Source organism: Pseudorhodoferax sp. Leaf274 (genome assembly GCF_001422445.1).
GTDB lineage: Bacteria > Pseudomonadota > Gammaproteobacteria > Burkholderiales > Burkholderiaceae_C > Pseudorhodoferax.
Map to the genome: position 1 here is coordinate 496,965 of NZ_LMNA01000012.1, position 15,928 is coordinate 512,892.

General features: G+C 67.1%; 15 protein-coding genes. 10 read left to right on the plus strand and 5 right to left on the minus strand.

Annotated features, from left to right (window positions below):
* Positions 1–4 precede the first annotated feature (4 nt).
* Both ASF44_RS16340 and ASF44_RS16345 read left to right on the plus strand, forming a co-directional pair.
* Positions 5–1,225, plus strand: coding sequence for a PLP-dependent transferase (locus tag ASF44_RS16340; protein ID WP_056900260.1), 1,221 nt, complete (start codon positions 5–7; stop codon positions 1,223–1,225).
* 92 nt (positions 1,226–1,317) lie between these two features.
* On the plus strand, positions 1,318–1,506 hold the full coding sequence (locus tag ASF44_RS16345) for a hypothetical protein (protein ID WP_056900261.1): 189 nt from the start codon (positions 1,318–1,320) through the stop codon (positions 1,504–1,506).
* 13 nt (positions 1,507–1,519) lie between these two features.
* Here ASF44_RS16345 and ASF44_RS16350 read toward each other — a convergent pair whose 3' ends face one another.
* The gene (locus ASF44_RS16350; RefSeq protein ID WP_235579235.1) at positions 1,520–2,173 is read right to left on the minus strand and encodes an arylesterase; all 654 of its coding nucleotides are present in this window, start codon (positions 2,171–2,173) and stop codon (positions 1,520–1,522) included.
* 16 nt (positions 2,174–2,189) lie between these two features.
* Here ASF44_RS16350 and ASF44_RS16355 point away from each other — a divergent pair, with 16 nt between their 5' ends.
* The 4 genes from ASF44_RS16355 (at position 2,190) to xdp1 (ending at position 7,522) form a co-directional block, all read left to right on the plus strand.
* On the plus strand, positions 2,190–2,873 hold the full coding sequence (locus tag ASF44_RS16355) for an ABC transporter ATP-binding protein (protein WP_056900325.1): 684 nt from the start codon (positions 2,190–2,192) through the stop codon (positions 2,871–2,873).
* Between the two features lie 36 nt (positions 2,874–2,909).
* On the plus strand, positions 2,910–3,647 hold the full coding sequence (gene rlmB / locus ASF44_RS16360; protein WP_056900262.1) for a 23S rRNA (guanosine(2251)-2'-O)-methyltransferase RlmB: 738 nt from the start codon (positions 2,910–2,912) through the stop codon (positions 3,645–3,647).
* A gap of 138 nt (positions 3,648–3,785) precedes the next feature.
* Positions 3,786–6,614: an XrtA/PEP-CTERM system TPR-repeat protein PrsT gene (gene prsT / locus ASF44_RS16365; RefSeq protein ID WP_056900263.1), complete on the plus strand. Its 2,829-nt coding sequence runs from the start codon at positions 3,786–3,788 to the stop codon at positions 6,612–6,614.
* A gap of 146 nt (positions 6,615–6,760) precedes the next feature.
* Positions 6,761–7,522 carry an exosortase-dependent surface protein XDP1 gene (gene xdp1 / locus ASF44_RS32890; RefSeq protein ID WP_082524805.1) on the plus strand — a complete coding sequence of 254 codons (762 nt, stop codon included), beginning with the start codon at positions 6,761–6,763 and terminating at the stop codon, positions 7,520–7,522.
* A gap of 70 nt (positions 7,523–7,592) precedes the next feature.
* On the opposite strand, the gene ASF44_RS16375 is transcribed toward xdp1, so the two are convergent.
* Positions 7,593–8,840, minus strand: coding sequence for a CaiB/BaiF CoA-transferase family protein (locus ASF44_RS16375; protein WP_056900265.1), 1,248 nt, complete (start codon positions 8,838–8,840; stop codon positions 7,593–7,595).
* A gap of 2 nt (positions 8,841–8,842) precedes the next feature.
* Complete coding sequence (locus ASF44_RS16380; protein ID WP_056900266.1) at positions 8,843–10,039, minus strand: acyl-CoA dehydrogenase; 1,197 nt, start codon at positions 10,037–10,039, stop codon at positions 8,843–8,845.
* A gap of 160 nt (positions 10,040–10,199) precedes the next feature.
* Between ASF44_RS16380 and ASF44_RS16385 the strand changes: the two genes are divergently transcribed.
* Positions 10,200–11,108 (plus strand): LysR family transcriptional regulator, encoded by a 909-nt coding sequence (locus ASF44_RS16385; protein WP_056900267.1) that lies wholly within the window; start codon positions 10,200–10,202, stop codon positions 11,106–11,108.
* 371 nt (positions 11,109–11,479) lie between these two features.
* Here ASF44_RS16385 and ASF44_RS16390 read toward each other — a convergent pair whose 3' ends face one another.
* Together ASF44_RS16390 and ASF44_RS16395 are read right to left on the minus strand one after the other, a co-directional pair.
* Positions 11,480–12,301 carry a DUF3750 domain-containing protein gene (locus tag ASF44_RS16390; protein WP_082524806.1) on the minus strand — a complete coding sequence of 274 codons (822 nt, stop codon included), beginning with the start codon at positions 12,299–12,301 and terminating at the stop codon, positions 11,480–11,482.
* The gene (locus ASF44_RS16395) at positions 12,298–13,497 is read right to left on the minus strand and encodes a PLP-dependent aspartate aminotransferase family protein (protein ID WP_056900268.1); all 1,200 of its coding nucleotides are present in this window, start codon (positions 13,495–13,497) and stop codon (positions 12,298–12,300) included. Before ASF44_RS16395 ends, ASF44_RS16390 begins: the two co-directional genes overlap by 4 nt.
* A 132-nt stretch (positions 13,498–13,629) precedes the next feature.
* Between ASF44_RS16395 and ASF44_RS16400 the strand changes: the two genes are divergently transcribed.
* From ASF44_RS16400 to ASF44_RS16410, 3 genes are all read left to right on the plus strand, one after another.
* A complete protein-coding gene (locus ASF44_RS16400) occupies positions 13,630–14,157 on the plus strand; it encodes a 2,4'-dihydroxyacetophenone dioxygenase family protein (RefSeq protein WP_056900269.1) in 528 nt (175 codons plus the stop codon).
* Positions 14,158–14,236: 79 nt separating this feature from the next.
* Positions 14,237–15,205, plus strand: coding sequence for a tripartite tricarboxylate transporter substrate binding protein (locus ASF44_RS16405; protein WP_056900270.1), 969 nt, complete (start codon positions 14,237–14,239; stop codon positions 15,203–15,205).
* A complete protein-coding gene (locus ASF44_RS16410; protein ID WP_056900271.1) occupies positions 15,202–15,921 on the plus strand; it encodes an SDR family NAD(P)-dependent oxidoreductase in 720 nt (239 codons plus the stop codon). The genes ASF44_RS16405 and ASF44_RS16410 overlap by 4 nt, the downstream gene beginning before the upstream one ends.
* The last annotated feature ends 7 nt before the right edge of the window (positions 15,922–15,928 follow it).

Below are 15,928 nucleotides of genomic sequence, written 5' to 3' on the forward strand. Positions count from 1 at the left end.
CCGCATGTCTTGCCCGACCACCGACCTGATCCACCACCCTTACGTCCCGCCGGCCGAGTTCGCCGCGCCGCAGCCCGGCGTGTTCAAGGCCTCCACCGTGATCTTTCCGAACGTGGCCGCGATGCGCAGCCGCGAGTGGAGGGACAAGTCGGCCTACACGTACGGCCTGCACGGCACGCCGACCACCTTCACGCTGGAAGAGCGGCTGGCCGCCATCGAAGGCGGCCTGCAGTGCCTGCTCGTCCCCAGCGGACTGGCCGCCATCGCCAATGTGGCGCTGTCGCTGCTGCGCAGCGGCGACGAGATGCTGATTCCCGACAACGCCTATGGGCCCAACAAGACGCTGGCGCGTGGCGAGCTGCAGGCCTGGGGCATCACGCACCGCTTCTACGACCCGATGGACCCGGCCGATCTGGCATCCAAGATCGATGAGCGCACCCGGCTGGTCTGGCTGGAGGCGGCGGGCTCGGTGACGCTGGAGTTTCCCGACCTCGTGCAGCAGGTGCGGATCTGCCGCGAGCGTGGTGTCACCACGGCCCTGGACAACACCTGGGGCGCAGGCCTGGCCTTCGATCCCTTCGACCTTGGCACGCTGGACGCGCCACTGGCCGTCGACATCTCCGTGCACGCGTTGACCAAATACCCCAGCGGCGGCGGTGACGTGCTGATGGGCAGCATCGTGACGCGCGACGATGCGCTGCACCAGCAACTCAAGATGACCCACATGCGGCTGGGCCTGGGCGTCGGCGTCAACGATGCCGAGACCCTGTTGCGCTCGCTGCCGAGCATGGCTCTGCGCTACCGGGCCCACGACGCATCGGCCCGTGCACTGGCCTCCTGGTGCCTTGGCCGGCCAGAGTTCGTGCAGGTGCTGCATCCCGCACTGGCAGGTTCGCCGGGGCACGCGCACTGGGCAGCCCTGTGCGGGCGTGGCCAGCCAGATAGCCCGGGGCGCGCGGCCGGCCTGTTCAGCGTGATGATCGATCCGCGTTACTCGCAAGTGCAGGTCGACGCCTTCTGCGATGCCCTGCGCCTGTTCAAGCTTGGCTACAGCTGGGGTGGCCCCATGAGCCTGGTCGTTCCTTACGAACTCGCCCAGATGCGCACGCAATGGCCGGCGCACCTGGCGCGTGGAACGCTGGTTCGTTTCTCCACCGGGTTGGAGGACGCCTGCGATCTCATGGCAGATCTGGAGCAGGCTGTCGTGTCGGCCCTTTCCGGCTGATCGTGTACAGGTCGAACTTAAAAAAACTCCGTATTCACGTGCCTACCTGCTTGGGGTAGAGTGACACGATCCAACCCACCAGCGAGCAGACATTGGCAACTCCAAACTACGGTTACGAAAAGCGGCAAAAGGAATTGGCCAAGAAGCGCAAGAAGGAAGACAAGCTGAAGGCCAAGGCCGAACGCAAACTGCATGGCCCGGGCGATGGCGAAGCACCGGCAGACGAGTCTGCAGAAACCGAGACAGAAACAGGCGGCACGCCGCCTGCCCAGGACGCCTGATGGCGCTGGCGCACTAGCGCAACTGCTTGCGCAACTCAGGCCACACGTTGTCCAGCATGGCTGCCTGCGCTTCTTCGCGCGGGTGGATGCGGTCAGGCTGAAACAAAGCCGCCGCATTCGGTCCGTCGGCCACGCCCTTGAGAAGAAAAGGCACCAGACCTGCCTTGTGCTCGCGTGCCACGTCACCGAACAGCGTGGAGAACTGGCGCCCATAGTCAGCGCCGTAGTTGGGGGGCATCTGCATGCCCACGATCAGCACCTTGGCGCCGGCCTGCTGCGCTGCCTGGGTCATGGCCGAGAGGTTGTCGGCCGTGTTCTTCAGCGGCAGGCCGCGTAGCGCGTCATTGCCGCCCAGTTCCAGCACCACGTGCGTGGGTTGGAAGTTCTTCAGCAGCGGTGCCAGGCGGGCGCGGCCACCCGATGTGGTGTCGCCACTGATGCTGGCGTTGCGCACCTCGGCAGCGATTTTCTGCTCCGCCAGCCGCTGCTCCAGCAGCGCGACCCAGCCCGTGCCGCGCTGGAGGCCGTACTCGGCCGACAGGCTGTCGCCCACCACGAGGATGCGGGGCCGGCCCGCCCCGGCCTCGGCCGCCCTGGCGCTTTGCGCCCACGATGGCCCGGCCAGCAAGGGGATGTACAGGCCCGCGATAAAGTGTCGTCGTCTCAAACCAAGAAGCCTTTCAATGTCCCAATCCCCCGGTGCCGCGCTGGTTTCTGTCGAGCATGTGTTCAAGTCTGTCGTCGACTCGACGGGCACGCTCGACATTCTGCGCGATATCGATTTCGCCCTGGCTGCGCGGGAGACTGCGGCCATCGTCGGTGCCTCCGGTTCCGGCAAGAGCACGCTGTTGTCCATCATTGCCGGCCTGGACACACCGAGCCGCGGCACGGTCCGCATTGCGGGCCATGACCTGTTCGCGCTCGACGAGGACAGGCGCGCCGCGCTGCGTGCCCAGCAGATCGGCTTCGTGTTCCAGAGCTTTCAGTTGATGGGCAACCTGACCGCGTTGGAGAACGTCATGCTGCCCCTGGAGCTGGCGGCCCGGCGCGACGCGCGCCAGGCGGCGACGGAGATGCTGCGGCGTGTCGGCCTGTCGGAGCGCCTGTCCCACTACCCGAAGGTGTTGTCCGGTGGCGAGCAACAGCGCGTGGCGCTGGCGCGCGCCTTTGTCGTCCAGCCGGCCGTGCTGCTGGCCGACGAGCCGACCGGCAGCCTGGATTTCGCGACGGGCGAGAAGGTCATGGAACTGATGTTCGAGCTCAACCGTGAACTCGGCACGACGCTCGTGCTGGTCACGCACGACCGTGCCATCGCTGCACGCTGCGAGCGGCGCATCACCATCGAGGCCGGACGCGTCGTCGCCTGAAGATGCCGGGGGGCCCGCGTCGATAATCGGCCTCCTATGTCAGCCCCTAAAGTCCTGTTCGGCTTCCACGCGGTCGGTGTGCGCCTGAAGACCGCTCCGCAGTCCATCGTCGAGATCTATTTCGAACCCACGCGCCGCGACGCCCGCATGCGCCAGTTCCTGGAACGTGCGCGCGAAGCGGGCACGCGCCTGATCGAGGCCGACGGTCTTCGCCTTGCCAAGCTGGCCGGCAGCCATGGACACCAGGGCGTTGCTGCGCGCGTCCAGCCCCTGGTGCAGCAGCATTCGCTGGACGAGTTTCTGGACGAGTTGCAAGGGCCGCCGCTGCTGCTGGTGCTGGACGGCGTGACCGATCCGCACAACCTGGGCGCCTGCCTGCGTGTGGCCGACGGCGCCGGTGCGCACGCCGTCATTGCGCCGAAGGACCATGCGGCCGGCATCAACGCCACGGTGGCCAAGGTGGCCAGCGGGGCGGCAGAGACCGTGCCCTACTTCATGGTCACCAACCTGGCGCGGACCTTGGGCGAGTTGAAGGAACGCGGGATCTGGTGCATCGGCACCAGCGGCGACGCCGACAAGACGCTGTACCAGACTGACCTTTCGGTTCCCGTGGCGCTGGTGCTGGGCGCCGAGGGCGAAGGCATGCGCCAACTGACGCGCAAGACCTGTGACGCGCTGGTGCGCATTCCCATGCAGGGTGCTGTTGAAAGCCTCAATGTGTCTGTGGCCAGCGGTGTCTGCCTTTACGAGGCCTTGCGCCAGCGCGGCATGTGAGGCGTGCGGCCGATTTCTGTGAAGTCGGCAACAAAGCAGAACTGAATTTGCGAGATTTTGTAAGCGAAAGTCGGGCTTCCAGTTACAGTCGCCCGCATTTTCTGCATACACGGGCAGCCATTCGCCCGGTTTCTCGCCATGCATTTTCAATTCCTGCCCCTGCGCGCTTCCTGCCGTGCCCTGTGCCTGACGGCTCTGCTGGCGGCAACCCTGCCGGCTGGCGCAGCCGACAGCAAGGCGGGCCGGTTCTATGAAGACGCGCTGACCCGCTACGAGCGGCGCGACATGCCTGGCGCCATCATCCAGCTCAAGAACGCGCTACAGATCGACAAGAACATGCTGCCCGTGCAACTGCTGCTGGGCAAGGCGCTGTTGGCCAATGGCGAGGTGGCTGCGGCTGAGGTGGCTTTCAACGACGCCCTGCGGCTGGGTGTGGACCGTGCCGAGGTCGTGCTGCCCATGGCGCGTGCCTATCTGGCACAGGGCAAGCATCGGCTGCTCCTGGATCAGCCGGCCTTCGCCATGGGTGGGTTGCCGGTTCGCACGCAAATCGAACTTTGGGTGTTGCGCTCTTCGGCACTGTCTGACCTCGGGGATGCGCGCGGCGCGATGCACGCCATCGAGCAGGCGCGGGGGCTGGACCCGCGTCTGCCAGATTCCTGGCTGGCCGAAGTGCCGGTTCGCCTGCGGGCACGCCAGTTGACGGAAGCAGCGGCGGCGGCCGACCGGGCATTGGCCCTGGCGCCCCAGTCGGCCGAGGCACGTTACCAGCGCGGCGCGGTGTACCACGTGCAAGGCAATCTGAATGCCGCTGCCGCTGCCTATGACCAGGTGCTTGCGTTGGATGCCAACCATCTGGAAGCGCGGGTCGCCCGGGCCGGTTTGTATGTGGACATGAGGCGCCATGCCGAAGCGGCCGCCGATCTGGTGTATCTGCAGCGCCTTTCCGACCAGGAGCCGCGCGCGGCCTACCTGCGCAGTGTGCTGGCCGAGCGCGATGGCAAAACTGCGCAGGCCAAGCTGCACCTGGCGCAGGTGACGGCCTTGCTGGACCCGGCACCCGTCGAGTTCATCCAATACCGCTCGCAGTTGTTGCTGCTCAACGGACTGGCTCACCTTGGCCTGGGCGAAATGGAAAAAGCCCAGGCGTATCTGGAATCGCTGCAGCGTGCCCAAGGTTTCTCGCCTGCTTCCAAGCTGTTGGCGCAGCTGTTGTTGCGCAATGGGGCGGGCGAGCGTGGCATCGGCATCCTGGAAGGCTATGTGCGGACCGCGCCTGGCGACAAGCAAGCGCTCATGCAACTGGCTGCGGCCTACATGGAGCAAGGCCGCAACGCTCCGGCCATTTCCCTCATGCAGGAAGCGCTGCGTGGCGACGATCAGCCTGACATGCGCGCCGTGCTCGGGATGGGGTTGATCGGCAGCGGACAGATCAGCCAAGGGGTGGGCGAATTGGAGGCTGCGCTGCGCAAGCAGCCGGGTCAGGCCGAGGCCGGCACCATGCTCATCGGCCTGTACCTGCGTGCGGGACAGGGGGCCAAGGCTGCCAAGATCGCGCAGGACCTGGTCAAGCGGGATGCCGACAACGCGGTGTTCCAGGACTTGCTGGGCATGTCGTTGGCGCTCAGCAATGACACCGCGGGCGCCAAGCTCGCGTTCGAGCGCGCCATGCGCTTGGACGGTGCGCTGGTGGCGCCCAAACTCCACATGGCGAGGTTGGAGATCGGCACGCGTCAGTACGACGCGGCTGGGAAGCGGCTGCAGGAAATCCTGGCCGGCGATCCAAAGAACATCGACGTCCTGCTGGAGCTCGCGCTGCTGGCCGATCGGCGTGGAGAACCGCGGCAGATGCTGGAATGGCTGCGCAAAGCCGATGACCAGGCTGGCGCCGTCGATCTTCGTCCGGGTCTGGCCTTGGTGGATCTGCACCTGCGCGAACAGCAGCCTGGGCCGGCATTGGAGGCCGCACGTCGCGTCCACGCGAAGGCACCGCCCGACGATTTGCCGACCCAGCTGGCCTATGGCCGTGCCCAGGCCGCCAATGGTGACCGCATGGGCGCCAAGGCCGCGTACACATTGGCCTCACGGCTGGCGGATGCGAACGCGCCGTTGCAAGTGCGTATCGCGGCGCTGCAAGTGGCAATCCAGGACGTTGACGGCGCGGCGTACAGCCTGGGCAAGGCGCTCTCCTCGCAGCCTCAGCTGTTGACGGCGCAGGCCCTGATGGTCGATGTCGACGTCCTTCGCAAGGACTTCGCCAGCGCGGAGCGGCGTGCGCGCCAGATCGCCGAACAGCACCCGAAGCAGGCCATCGGCTACAGCCTGCTTGGCGACGTTGCCATGGCGCAGGGACAGCGGCGGCCGGGTATCGACCTTTATCGCAAGGCGCACCAAATCGCGCCTTCCCCTGACACGTTCTCGCGCCTGTCCAGCGCGCTGTGGTCGGAAGACGGTGGCAAGGCCGCAGTGCAACTGGCGGAGCAATGGTCCGGCCAGAGGCCTGCCGACATGCAGGCGCGCCGCGTGCTGGCCGATGCGTATGCGCGTGCCGGCCACTACGCGCAGGCGCGGACCAGCTACGAGTCGCTTCTGAAGAAAGCCCCGCAGGATCCGGTCGCCCTCAACAACCTGGCCAATGTGCTGCTGCGCTTGAAAGACCCGGCTGCGGCAGATGTTGCCGAACGCGCTTTTGCATTGGCGCCGAACGACCCGAGCGTGCTCGATACGCTTGGTTGGTCGCTGTTCCAGGCCGGCGCAGCATCGCAGCGCGAGCGTGCGCTCGGGCTGCTGCGGGATGCCCGCCTGCGTGCTCCGGGCAATGCCTCCATCCGCTACCACCTGGCCACCGTCCTGGCGCAGGCCGGCCGCACCACGGAAGCACGGGCGGAAGTGCAGGGGGCCCTGGACATGGCGCCCACGTTTGAATACCGCGCAGACGCAGAACAGCTTTTGCGAGGCCTGCGCTGACATTGTCGGGTTTCTGTACACCCGATTTCTGCAGGAGACACAGAACTAAGCGAAATGCCTGATTTGTAAGGAAGTTTTATCGTGGCATGGTTTTCGCATAAAACGTATCTGAATGTTGATTCAGAATTGATCGGAGGATCTACCAAATGACAAAGAACATCGGACGGCACCTGGTTGCCAGCGTTGCGTTGATGGCGGCTGCGTCGGGTGCAATGGCAGACTGGGCCTTCACCAAGGACAACACCAGCGCTGCCGATCAGGGAGTGACCGCGACGGCGTCGGCCTACTACATCGCTAACAACGGGTCCGGTAGTGCTTTCGCCGCCAGCGACCAAGTGGCGAGCGCCAGCTTGGGGACCTGGGGCAGCAGCGGGCTGGGCGTGCAATCCGGTGGCGAAAGCGGCTCGCCGAACCACGCGGTCGACAACAGCAGCCGGACGGACATGATCCTGTTCACCTTCACGGGCCTCGTGGAACTGGACTTCGTGAAGCTCGGTTGGACCAGTGACAGCGCTGGCCAGCAAAGCGCCAGCCGTGACGCCGATTACAGCGTGCTGCGCTACACGAAGTCGACGATGCCTGCGAACTACTCGATCCTCAACAAGACGTGGAGCACGTTGAAGAACGATGGTTGGGAGTGGGTCAGCAGCGTCAACACGTCCGATGCGGGAAGCCAGGCCGTCAACAGCAAGGGCCTGACGTCGAGCTGGTGGATCGTGGCTGCATTCAACACCGGGTTCGGCGGTGACTCGAATGGCGCAGACAACGGCAACGACTACTTCAAGCTCGCCAGCTTGGCCGGCGTGGTGCGGACCACTTCGGTGCCGGAACCTGGTTCCCTGGCGCTGATGGGCTTGGCGCTGACTGGCATCGTGGCCGCGCGTCGCCGGCGCCAGCGCAACGGCTGATTGCTTTCAGGTCTTTGACATGACAAACGGCGCCTCGCGGCGCCGTTTGTCATTGGCGCATCAGAAAACCTCAGACGACGCCGCTTGCCTTGAGCTCTGCAATGCGCGCCACGCTGAGGCCCAGTTCGCCCAGCACCGCGTCCGTGTGCTGGCCAAGCGCGGGCGGCGCATTGCGCAGGACGGGCGGATGCTCCGACAGGCGCAGCGGGCTGGCAACGCCCGCGATCGACGCGATGCCGTCGCCCGCATCGCGCGGCATTTCCTGGCGCAGGCCGCGCGCCACCACCTGCGGATCGGCAAATGCCTGCCCGATGTCGTTGATGGGGCCGCACGGCACGGCCTTGTCCTCCAGCAGCGCGACCCATTGCGCCGTGCTGCGCTGGCGCGTGATTTCTTCCATGGCTGGAATCAAGGTCGTGCGGTGGCGCACACGCGCGGTGTTGGTGGCAAAACGTGCGTCGCGCGACCATTCCGGTTGGCCGGCCGCCTCGCACCAACGTGCGAACTGCCCGTCGTTGCCGATGGCGAGCAGCATGGCGCCGTCTGCCGTCGGGAAGTCCTGGTAGGGCGCCAGGCTCGGGTGCGAGTTGCCCTGGCGTTGCGGCACCTTGCCGGTGTTCAGATAGCCCGACGCCTGGTTGGCCAGGATGGCCATGCCCACGTCGAGCAGGGCCATGTCGACGTGCTGCCCCCGTCCCGTCTGCTCGCGCGCGCGCAAGGCTGCCAGCACGGCGGTGGACGCGTAGACGCCGGTGAACAGGTCCGTGAGGGCCACGCCCACGCGCACGCCACCGCCGCCAGGCTCGCCATCGGCGCGACCGGTGATGCTCATCATGCCGCTGGACGCCTGGATCAGCAGGTCGTAACCCGCGCGCTCGGCGTACGGGCCGGTCTGGCCGAATCCTGTCACCGAGCAGTAGACCAGCCGCGGGTTCAGCGCCGCGAGGCTGGCGTAGTCCAGACCGTATTTCTTCAGGCCGCCCACCTTGAAGTTCTCCACCAGCACATCCGCCTGCTCCGCCAGTTGGCGGATCAAGGCCTGGCCTTGCGGCTTGGACATGTCGATGGTCACCGAGCGCTTGTTGCGGTTGCAGGCGGCGAAGTAGCTGGCCTGATCGGTGTCCTGCCCCTGGGCATCCTGCAGGAACGGCGGCCCCCAATGGCGCGTGTCGTCCCCGGCTCCCGGCAATTCGACCTTCACCACGTCGGCTCCCAGGTCGGCCAGGATCTGCGTGCACCAGGGACCTGCCAGCACGCGCGACAGGTCCAGCACCTTGACGCCGGCCAGCGCGCCGGCCGCAGCAGCGGTCTGGTCCATCGTCAGTTGGCGAAGGCTGCGATGCCGGTCTGCGCGCGTCCGAGGATCAGCGCGTGCACGTCGTGCGTGCCTTCGTAGGTGTTGACCACCTCCAGGTTCACGAGGTGGCGCGCCACGCCGAACTCGTCGGAGATGCCGTTGCCGCCCAGCATGTCACGCGCCATGCGCGCGATGTCCAGTGCCTTGCCGCAGTTGTTGCGTTTGATGAGCGAGGTGATCTCCACCACGTTCTGGTGCTCGTCCTTGATGCGGCCCACGCGCAGCGCGGCCTGCAGGCCCAGCGCGATCTCGGTCTGCATGTCGGCGAGCTTCTTCTGCACCAGCTGGTTGGCGGCCAGCGGGCGGCCGAACTGCTTGCGGTCCAGCGTGTACTGCAGCGCCGTGTGCCAGCAGAACTCGGCCGCGCCCATGACGCCCCAGGCGATGCCGAAGCGTGCGCTGTTGAGGCAGGTGAAGGGACCCTTCAAACCTTGGACTTCGGGGAAGGCGTTTTCTTCGGGAACGAACACATCGTCCATCACGATCTCGCCGGTGATGGAAGCGCGCAGGCCCACCTTGCCGTGGATCGCGGGCGCGGTGAGGCCCTTCATGCCCTTTTCCAGCACGAAGCCGCGGATCGGGCCGACCTGGCCCCCGGCGGCCACTTCCTTGGCCCAGACCACGAACACGTCGGCGATGGGCGAGTTGGTGATCCACATCTTGGCGCCCTTGAGCCGGTAGCCGCCGTCCACCTTGTGGGCGCGGGTGGCCATGGAGCCGGGGTCGGAGCCGTGGTCGGGTTCGGTCAGGCCGAAGCAGCCGATGAATTCGCCGCTGGCCAACTTGGGCAGGTACTTCTGCTTCTGCGCTTCGGTGCCGAATTCGTTGATGGGCACCATGACCAGCGAGGACTGCACCGAGGCCATCGAACGGAAGCCCGAGTCCACGCGTTCGATTTCGCGCGCCACCAGGCCGTAGCTCACGTAGTTCAGGCCGGCGCCACCGTATTCGGTGGGGATCGTCGGGCCGAGCAGACCCAGTTCGCCCATCTCACGGAAGATGGATGTGTCCACCGATTCGTTGCGGAACATGGCCTGCACCCGGGGCATCAGCCGGTCCTGGCAATACGAGCGCGCCGCGTCGCGGATCATGCGCTCGTCCTCGGTCAGTTGCTGGTCGAGCAGAAAAGGGTCTTGCCAGTCGAAGCGCGCGGTGGGCATGGAAGTCTCCTGAAGGATGCACATTGAACAAAGGCGCCCATCCTAGCCTTGGCGATGGACTGCAGCAAACGATGATTCTTGATCGAGATATGAGATAGGAGAATATTTAGAAGCCAGCTTAGCCGGATTGCTGCATTGAAATGTGTATATTTCGAATACTTTGCGCCGCAAACTGCCTTCCACCCAAGCCCTGGTCTGCTTCGAGGCAGCGGCCCGGCACGAGAGCTATACCCGGGCCGCGCAGGAACTCGCCCTGACGCAAGGCGCCGTGTCCCGGCAGATCGCCGCGCTCGAGGAGTTCGTCGGTGTCGTGCTGTTTCGGCGCACGCGCCACGGCGTGGCGCTGACCGACAGCGGCCGCGACTACGCGCGCCAGGTGGCGCGGCGGCTCGATGGCCTGGAGCTGGACACCCTCAACGCCATGGCGCGCCAGCAAAGCGGCAACTCCCTGGCACTGGCGGCGGTGGCCACCTTCGCCACGCGATGGCTGATCCCGCGCCTGCCGGACCTGGCGCGACGGCATCCGCAGATCACCGTCAACATCGAGACGCGCACGCGTCCGTTCTTGTTCAGCGACGACAGCTTCGACGCGGCGCTGTACGCCGGCACGCCGGAGCAGGTGCAGAACTGGCCGGGCACCAGCGCCGTCCTGCTCATGAGCGAAGAGGTGCTGCCGGTCTGCAGCGCCACGCTGCTCCAGGGGCGCGGCTCGCTCACGCCCGCCCAGGTCGCCGAGTTGCCGCTCTTGCAGCAAAGCACGCGCCCGGATGCCTGGCGGCTATGGTTCGAGGCAATGGGCGTGCAGGCTGCGCACTGGCAGAGTGGGCCGCGCTACGAGCTGTTCTCGATGTCGGCCACGGCGGCGACGCATGGGCTGGGGGTGGCCCTGGTGCCGCGCATGCTTGTGGCCCAGGACCTGGCGCGTGGCGACCTCGTGCTCGCCTGCAACCGCGCGCTGCGGGGCAGCCGCGGCTACTACCTGGTCAGTCCCGAGCGGCGCGACCCGCCAGCGGCGTTGGCCTTGTTCCGCGATTGGCTGGTGGAGCGCGCCGGCGACGACGCCGCCTGAACCGCAGTGCCGCCACGCCCGGGTTTTCCTGATGTCGAACGCGCTGACACATGCATGCCCCAAATGGCAAGAGATCCGATCACATTTTGGCCAAGTGCGTGTAACTTACTGATTTTTCGTGATTTATTTCGGTGGGCATGGGCTGGCCCGGTGATTGCTATATGGCGTACATGCTGGAAATTCTCGCCATCGTGTATGTAATTGTGCTGGCCATCGGGTTGCGCAAGATTCCTTGATGGCCTGCGCGCTTGCGTTGGCGGCCGGCCGTGCTGGGCTGGCACGCTGCTCGTCCATCATGTTCCGCGCCATGGGGTGGAGAGCCACTGGAGGGAACGCCCGGCGCCGCTCCGCCGGCCGCTCCTGCTTCGCCTCTAAAGCGGCCCTGGCAGCTTGCCAACGCCCGGCAGGCGTAGCGCCAGGTCGTCCAGGTCCACGCCAAAGCCCAGGCCCAGCACATTGAACTCCAGGCCCTCGTCGCGGGCCAGGGTGATCCCGGCCAAGCCCAGCACCGAGATCTGCCAGCCGGTCCCGCTCGGTGCATGCGCGAGGAACTGCGTGGGCCCCAGGTAGTCCTTGCCGATGGCCGTGGGCGGCAGGTCCAGCCGCAGGGCTGGCACCTCGCGCGCGACCCAGGCGACGAAGGTGTTGCTGTTCGGGCCGGGCCACAGGCCGTAGGTGCGGCCCCAGGGGTAGCGCGCGACGGCATCCTCGATGCGGTCGATCATGGCCTCGGCCTCGGGGCCGCGGTGCTCCACCAGCAACTGCGGGTAGGCGCCGTACCAGTGCGTGTCAGGCGCATCGCCGTAGCCCTGCATCAGCGCATTGCCGCCGTAGCGTGCACGCCAGCCCATGATCTGCCAGGTGGTGTAGGTGTCCGCACCGGCGCGCTTGACCGCGATCCACGGGTGGATGCCGAAGGCGCCGCGCCAGCGCACGATGCGCGCGCCATAGACCTGCACCACGGCGCGCCGCTCGACGGCCGGGTCGGGTGCCTGGCCTGTGGCGGACCGTTCGCGGCTGTGCCAGGGCGTGTCCAGGTCGAGCTTGCCCGAGGCCAGCACGCCGATGGGGCCCAGCAGCAGCAGGGCCACCAGGGCCAGCAGGCGCAGCGGCCAGCGCAGCCATTTCCGCACCGGGGTTGCTTCGTCCACGGCCTTGGAGCGATGGCCTTCGGGCGGCCGGGCGGCGCTCATGCCTGTGCCTCCATCGCCGCCAGCGCCTGCACGAAGTCGCGTTGCAGGTCGCCGATGTGTTCCAGCCCCACGGCCAGCCGCACGAAGTTGGGTGCGATGCCGGCCGCGGCCATCTGCGCCTCGTCCATGGTGCCGGCCCACATCGCTGCGGCGTGCACGATCAGCGTCTCCACGCCGCCCAGGCTCACGGCCTGCGTGGCCAGCTGCAGCGATGCGACGAAGCGGCTGGTGGCGGCATAGCCGGCCTTCAGTGCGAAAGCGATCACGGGGCCGCCGCCCTGCATCTGGCGCCGGGCCAGCGCGTGCTGCGGGTGGCTTTCGAGCAGCGGGTAGTGCACGCGCTCGACCTGCGGCTGGCGCTCCAGCCAAGCCGCCAGCGCGAGCGCGTTGGCGTTGATGCGCTCCATGCGCACCGGCAGCGTGCGCAGCCCGCGCAGCAGCAGCCAGGCGTCCATGGGCGAAAGTACGGCGCCCAGCGTGATGTGCATCGGCCAGATGCGCTCGGCCAGCGCGTGGGAACAGCAGACGACGCCGGCCGTCAGGTCGTGGTGGCCGCCCATGGCCTTGGTGGCGCTGTGCACCACGATGTCGATGCCCAGCGCATGCGGCTTGCAGTTGACGGGCGAGGCGAAGGTGTTGTCTGCGATCGTCAGGATACCGCGCGGCCGGGCCAGCGCCGCCACCCCGGCCAGGTCGGTCAGCACCAGCGTGGGGTTGGCCGGCGTCTCCACGAGGATCAGCCGCGTCTCGGGCCGCAACGCTGCAGCGATGGCCGCCAGGTCGCTCTGCTCGACGGTACTGACCTTCACGCCGAAGCGCGGCAGCACCTCGTCGAACAGCTTGGCCGTGCCCATGTAGTGCCGTGTCTGCGCCACCACGTGGTCGCCCGCCTGGAGCAAGGCCAGCACCGTCGTGCTGATGGCGCCCATGCCCGAGGCCGTCAGCAGCGCGGTTTCCGTGCCTTCCAGCGCAGCCACCACGGCGGCGGCGCGCGCGTGCGTGGGATTGCCGTAGCGCGTGTAGTAGGCGGCGTGGCGCGGCGTGCCGGCCATCGCCGCGAAGTCGGCCGCGTCGCGGGCCTTGAAGGTCGCGCTGTAGTGGATGGGGGCGCTGACGGCCGGGTCGTCGGGCAGGCCGGCGTCGCCGTGCAGCACGCGGGTGGTGTCGTGCCAGCCACCGTCCGGGGGGAGATGCATCTCTTTCGAATCCGCAGGAAAAACCAGCACGCATGATGCGCCCGCGCGCCGTGCCGCGGGTAATCCCGGGGCGCCGTCTGGTTTCCGGATTTCTACAATATGGACATACATCCACATTATGGACAGATACTCATGCCGACCGACCGCGCCGATCCCGAGCCGCTGACGCCCTACCAGTACCCCAATCCGCCCGACGCCCTGCCCGAGATCGTGATTCCCAACGCGATCCCGACCGACGAAAGGCTCTGGGTGCCGCAGGCCGAGAACGTCTGGTTCCGTCCGCTGTGCCTGAACGCGAGCCAGGGCTACTGGATGAACCTGCTGCGCGTGCGCAAGTCCGGCGTGCTGAGCCGGCACCGCCATCCGCAGGCCGTGCACGGCTTCGTGCTCAAGGGCCGCTGGAAGTACCTGGAGCACGACTGGTGGGCGGAAGAGGGCGGCTACGTGTTCGAGCCGCCGGGCGAGACGCACACGCTCTACGTGCCCGAGGACGTGAAGGAAATGATCACCTACTTCCAGGTCAACGGTGTCATGTACTACACCGACCCTTACGGCAAGGGCATGGGCTACGAGGACGTGTTCACCAAGATCGACATGTGCCGCAAGCACTTCCAGGCAGTCGGCCTGGGCGCGGACTACGTCAAGCAGTTCATTCGCTGAGCCAGACGCTGCGACTTCGGCGGCCGCGCGGCCGTCTCGATTCCGACAAGCAAGATCCCACCACCGAGGAGACCCAGAGATGACCGCTTCCCTGACCCGCCGGCAGTTCGCCAGCCTGGCTGCCGTGCCCTTCGTGGCCGGCACGGCCCATGCGCAATCCGATTTTCCGAACAAGCCGATCGAGCTCGTCGTGCCGTTCCAGCCCGGCGGCGGCACCGATGCGCTGGCACGATCGTTCGCCGACGCCACGCGCAAGCACACCACGCAGAGCTTCATCATCGTCAACAAGCCGGGTGCCAGTGGCTCCATCGGCTGGCAGGACGTGATGCACGCCAAGCCCGACGGCTACCGCCTCGCCGTCATCACCGTGGAGCTGGCCACGCTGGCCCACATCGGCATCGGCAAGATCAACGCTGACGACCTGCAGCCCATCGCCCAGCTCAACGCCGACCAGGCCGCCATCACGGTGCGCGCCGAGGCGCCCTGGAACACCATCGAGGAGTTCCTGGCCGCGTCCAAGAAGGAGCCCGGCAAGATGGGCGTGGGCAACGCGGGTCCGGGCTCCATCTGGCACCTGGCCGCTTCCGCGCTGGAGGACAAGGCCGGCGTGAAGTTCAACCACGTGCCGTTCCAGGGCGCAGGCCCCGGCGTGCTGGCGCTGCTGGGCGGCCACATCGACGCCGTGGCCGTGAGCCCGGCCGAGGTCACCACGCACGTGCAGTCCGGCAAGCTCAAGACCTTGGCGGTGATGGCCGAGCAGCGCGTCAAGGGGTTCGAGAAGGTGCCCACGCTCAAGGAGCGCGGCATCGACCTCGTGATCGGCACCTGGCGCGGCATCGCCGCCCCCAAGGGCACGCCGCCGCAGGTCGTCGCCTACCTCAAGGACCTCGCGTTCAAGGCCTCCAGCGAGCCCAGCTTCCGCGAGACGCTGGACAAGCAGAACCTGGGCTTCGTGTATGCGGACGACGCGGCGTTCAAGGCCAAGATCATGAAGGACAACGAGTACTTCAAGGCGCTCATCACCAAGCTGGGAATCAAGGCCGGATGACCTACCAGACCGACCTCCTGAAGGGCCAGCGCGCCCTGGTCGCCGGTGCCACGCAAGGCATCGGCGCGGTGATCGCCAACCACCTCGCGGCCCTGGGCGCCGATGTCACGGCGCTGGGGCTGGGCGCGGGCGACGGCACGCTGGCGGCGGCCGTGCAGCCGCGCCAGTGCGACGTGACCGATGCCGCGAGCCTGGACGCCGCCCTAGCCGACATGCCCGAACTCGACATCGTGTTCAACTGCGCCGGCATCATCCAGCGCGGCGCCGAGCACGACCTGGAGGTGTTCCAGCGCGTGCTGAACGTGAACCTCACGGGCACCATGCGCGTGTGCACTGCCACGCGGGAACGGCTGAAAGCGCGGCGCGGCTGCATCGTCAACACCGCCTCGATGCTGAGCTTCTTCGGCGGCGGCCTGGTGCCGGGCTATGCGGCCAGCAAGGGCGGCGTGGCGCAGCTGACGAAGTCGCTGGCCATCGCCTACGCGCCGGACGGCATCCGCGTGAACGCGGTGGCGCCGGGCTGGATCGCCACCCCGCTCACGCAGGCGCTGCAGGACGACCCCGCGCGCGCCGGCCCCATCCTCGCGCGCACGCCGCTGGCACGCTGGGGCACGCCCGACGACGTGGCCCGTGCGGCCGTGTTCCTGTGCACGCCGGCGGCCGCCTTCATGACGGGCGTGATCCTGCCGGTCGATGGCGGTTACATGGTCACTTGATAATGCG